5 protein-coding genes are annotated in these 3,857 nt (G+C 68.1%); 1 reads left to right on the top strand and 4 read right to left on the bottom strand.

All coding sequences use genetic code 11. The annotated features are described in order from the left end of the window. The 4 genes from kdpB to JWR81_RS15505 all read right to left on the bottom strand — a co-directional run. Positions 1–1,399: potassium-transporting ATPase subunit KdpB (gene kdpB / locus JWR81_RS15520; RefSeq protein ID WP_297652208.1), on the bottom strand; the 1,399-nt coding region annotated here is incomplete at its 3' end. After that, a complete protein-coding gene (gene kdpA, locus JWR81_RS15515) occupies positions 1,399–3,060 on the bottom strand; it encodes a potassium-transporting ATPase subunit KdpA (RefSeq protein WP_297652205.1) in 1,662 nt (553 codons plus the stop codon). The genes kdpA and kdpB, both read right to left, overlap by 1 nt. Next, positions 3,060–3,149 carry a K(+)-transporting ATPase subunit F gene (kdpF, locus tag JWR81_RS15510; protein ID WP_297652202.1) on the bottom strand — a complete coding sequence of 30 codons (90 nt, stop codon included), beginning with the start codon at positions 3,147–3,149 and terminating at the stop codon, positions 3,060–3,062. The genes kdpA and kdpF overlap by 1 nt, the downstream gene beginning before the upstream one ends. After that, positions 3,146–3,460 (bottom strand): hypothetical protein, encoded by a 315-nt coding sequence (locus JWR81_RS15505; RefSeq protein WP_297652199.1) that lies wholly within the window; start codon positions 3,458–3,460, stop codon positions 3,146–3,148. The genes kdpF and JWR81_RS15505 overlap by 4 nt, the downstream gene beginning before the upstream one ends. Positions 3,461–3,571: 111 nt before the next feature. On the opposite strand from JWR81_RS15505, the gene JWR81_RS15500 reads away from it, so the two are divergent. After that, positions 3,572–3,857 (top strand): hypothetical protein (locus JWR81_RS15500; protein ID WP_297652196.1); only part of this gene is annotated, 286 nt, incomplete at its 3' end.

Genomic DNA, 3,857 nt, shown 5'->3' with positions numbered 1-3,857 from the left:
CCCGTTCAGCCACCAACAGCGGGGTGCCGCCAGCGTTGGAGATGTCGTCCACCAGCCGGCCCAGCTCCGGTGCCGGGGCCCCGCCGTTGTCCCGCACCCACTCCCGGACCGCGTTGGCCGCGCCCTTGCGCACCTGGTGGTGATCGGCCAGGTCCACCCCGCTCATCCTGGTCTGCGCGGTGAACTCGACGAACGCCGCACCGGTGAGCTCGCCCTGGTGGCGTTCCCGCAGACCGTAGACGGACTTGGCGAGCACCACGATGCTGCGCCCCTCCGGGGTCTCATCGGCCAGGCTCGCCAGCTGCGCGGCGTCGGCGAGCGCATCGGCGTCCACCCCGGACACCGGGACGAACTCGCTGGCCTGCCGGTTGCCGAGGGTGATGGTGCCGGTCTTGTCCAACAGCAGCGTGTTGACGTCACCGGCGGCCTCGACGGCCCTTCCCGACATCGCCAGGACGTTGCGTTGCACCAGCCGGTCCATGCCGGCGATGCCGATCGCGGACAGCAGCGCGCCGATGGTGGTGGGGATCAGCGCAACGAGCAGCGCGACCAGCACGACGATGCTCTGCTCGGCGCCGGAGTAGATCGCCATCGGCTGCAGCGTGACGACGGCGAGCAGGAAGATGATCGTCAGCGAGGCCAGCAGGATGTTCAGCGCGATCTCGTTGGGGGTCTTCTGTCGTGACGCCCCCTCGACCAGGGCGATCATCCGGTCGATGAACGTCTCGCCCGGCTTGGAGGTGATCCTGACGATGATCCGGTCGGACAGCACCTTGGTGCCACCGGTCACCGCGCTGCGGTCGCCGCCGGACTCGCGGATCACCGGGGCGGATTCGCCGGTGATGGCCGACTCGTCGACGCTGGCGATGCCGTCGATGACGTCACCGTCACCGGGGATGGTCTGGCCGGCCTCGACGACGACGTGGTCACCCAGCCGCAGCGACGCACCGGGCACCTCCTCCTCCGGTACCGCTCTGCCGGCCTTGCCGTCGCGGGCGGGATCCCAGTCGACCAGGCGCCGGGCCATGGTCTCGCGCTTGGTGCGCCGCAGGGTCTCGGCCTGAGCTTTCCCCCGGCCCTCGGCGACCGCCTCGGCGAGGTTGGCGAACACGGCCGTCAGCCACAGCCAGACGGTGATCACCCAGGAGAACACGCTGGGCGTGGTGATCGCGGAGATCGTGGTCAGGACGGCGCCGACCTCGACGACGAACATCACCGGGTTGCGCATCTGCACCCGCGGATCGAGCTTGCGCAACGAGTCCGGGACGGCGGCCAGCAACAACCGCGGTTCCAGGAGACCGGCCGAGACCCGGCCGGGGGCGGGGCCGCTCCCACGGGTGCGGCGGGGAGGTGTGGGTTCGGTGGCCCGGTCCGGGCCACCGGTGGTGGTCAGTGACATCACGCCAACCCTTCAGCGATCGGGCCCAGCGCCAGGGCCGGGAAGTAGGTGAGACCCACGACGATCAGGACCACGCCGACCAACATCACCGCGAACAGCGGGCGATGCGTGGTCAACGTGCCCACCGATGCCGGTACGGGTTTCTGCTGGGCCAGCGACCCGGCCAGGGCCAGCACGAAGATCATGGGTACGAATCGGCTGAGTATCATCACGATGCCGAGCGCGGTGTTGTACCAGGCGGTGTTCACGCTCAGCCCGGCGAACGCCGATCCGTTGTTGTTGGCCGTCGAGGTGAAGGCGTAGAGGACCTCGCTCAGGCCGTGCGCTCCCGGGTTCAGGATCGCCGCTCTCTCACCGCGCAGGGAAATGGCGAGCGCGGTCCCGACCAGTGCGAGCGCCGGGGTGGCCAGTATGTAGATGGAGGCCAGTTTGATCTCGCGTGCCTGAATCTTCTTCGTGAGGTATTCCGGGGTGCGCCCGACCATCAGCCCAGCCACGAAGACGGTGACGACTGCGAGGATCAGAATTCCGTACAAACCGGATCCCGTGCCCCCGGGCGCGATCTCGCCGAGCATCATGTCGAACAGCGCCACACCGCCACCGAGCGGGGTCAGCGAGTCGTGCGCGGAGTTGACCGCTCCCGTGGAGGTCAAGGTCGTGGAGGACGCGAACAGCGCCGACGCGGGTATCCCGAACCGGACCTCCTTGCCCTCCATCGCGGCGCCGGCGGCGAGGGCCGCGGGGCTTTTCGTGCCCGACTCGAAGTAGCTGAGCAGGGACGCGGACGCGACCCAGAGGATCCCCATCACGCCGACGATCGCGTAGCCCTGCCGGTTGTCACCGACCATCTTGCCGAAGGTCCGCGGCAGCGCGAAGCTGATCACCAGCAGCAGATAGATCTCGAACAGGTTGGTGAACGGGTTCGGGTTCTCGAACGGATGCGCGGAGTTGGCGTTGTAGAAGCCTCCACCGTTTGTGCCCAACTCCTTGATCGCCTCCTGGGAGGCGACCGGCCCGCCGGGGATGGCCTGGTGAATCCCGGCCAACGTGGTCACGTCCTGCGTGCCCGCGAAGTTCTGCACCACCCCACCGGCCAGCAGGACCACCGCGGACACGACCGCGATGGGCAGCAACAGCCGGAACACGCAGCGGACGAGGTCGACCCAGAAGTTCCCCAAGCGATCGGTGCGCGCTCGGGTGAACCCGCGGATCAGGGCGATCACCACGATGATGCCGACGGCGGCGGAGGCGAAGTTCTGGACCGCCAACCCGGCCATCTGCACCAGGTAGCCCATCGTCGACTCACCCGAGTAGGACTGCCAGTTCGTGTTCGTGATGAACGACGCGGCGGTGTTGAACGACTGGTCCGGGGTGACCGGACCGAACCCGAGCGACAACAGCAGATGATCCTGCAGTCGCTGGAAGGCGTAGAGGAACAACACCGACACGGCCGAGAACGCCAGCACTCCGCGCGCGTAGACCGACCACCTCTGGTCCGCCTCGGGATCCACGCCGATCAGCCGGTACAACACCCGCTCCACCCGCAGGTGCTTCTCGGAGGTGAACGTCGCCGCCATGTAGTTGCCCAGCGGGCGATAGGAGAGGGCAAGGGCCAGAACCAGGAGCCCGGCCTGTAGCCAACCCGCCGCCGCTGTACTCATCAGAACTTCTCCGGTCGAAGCAGCGCCACCACGAGATAGCTCACCAGCAAAACCGCCACCACCAGACCGACGATGTTGTCGACGTTCACAGCCGTTCCACCCCTCGCAGAATCAGCGCCAGCAATGCGAACAAGCCGATGATCAGCACGGTAAAGATCAGATCTGCCACCGTGGCTCCTGTCCTTCGACCCACATCTGATCCGCGCAGCGGAAGCCCGGACGGCGTCCTGGCTGCGGTGAGTACAGACCAGTCGGGCGCTCGCGGCGAGAGTCGAAAGGCGGTCTTAACGCCACCCCATCGGCGCCTTGATGGTTTTCTGACGACTACCGGCCACATCACGATCATCCCGAGCCGATGGTGGATCAACGCGGTGACGCCGGCCGGAACCGGCGCGGACACACGCATCAGGATTCCGTTAAGGCGCGCATCCGCCGGGCGGCGTGGACCATACGGTCGGTCGTCAACTCGAGGCGGTGCTGCCACCTCGACCGGTCTGCGGATGGATCTTCGATGTTGGTGCCCCGCTCCGGACCGCACGGCCTGGGCCCCGGGACGTCCGGGACGCCGACCTGCCCCGGATCGCCCCGGCTGCCGCTGGAGCCGGCGTTCCTGCTGGGGTTCGCATCGGCCGTCGCCGCCACGGCGCTCTGGTGGCTGCTGGGCGCGGGCACGATGCCCTCGCTGGGGCCGGCGGCGGTCGCAGTGGACGCCGGGATCGTCGGGGCGTTCAGCAGTGTGCCCGGTGCGGCGGCCGTGGCCGTGATCTGCTGGATGTTCTACGCCGGTTTCGTCCGGG

The organism is Pseudonocardia sp., assembly GCF_025965585.1.
In the GTDB taxonomy this organism is placed as follows: domain Bacteria; phylum Actinomycetota; class Actinomycetes; order Mycobacteriales; family Pseudonocardiaceae; genus Pseudonocardia.
Note: the sequence above shows the minus strand (reverse complement) of the source record. Positions and strands in the feature narration are given on the sequence as shown.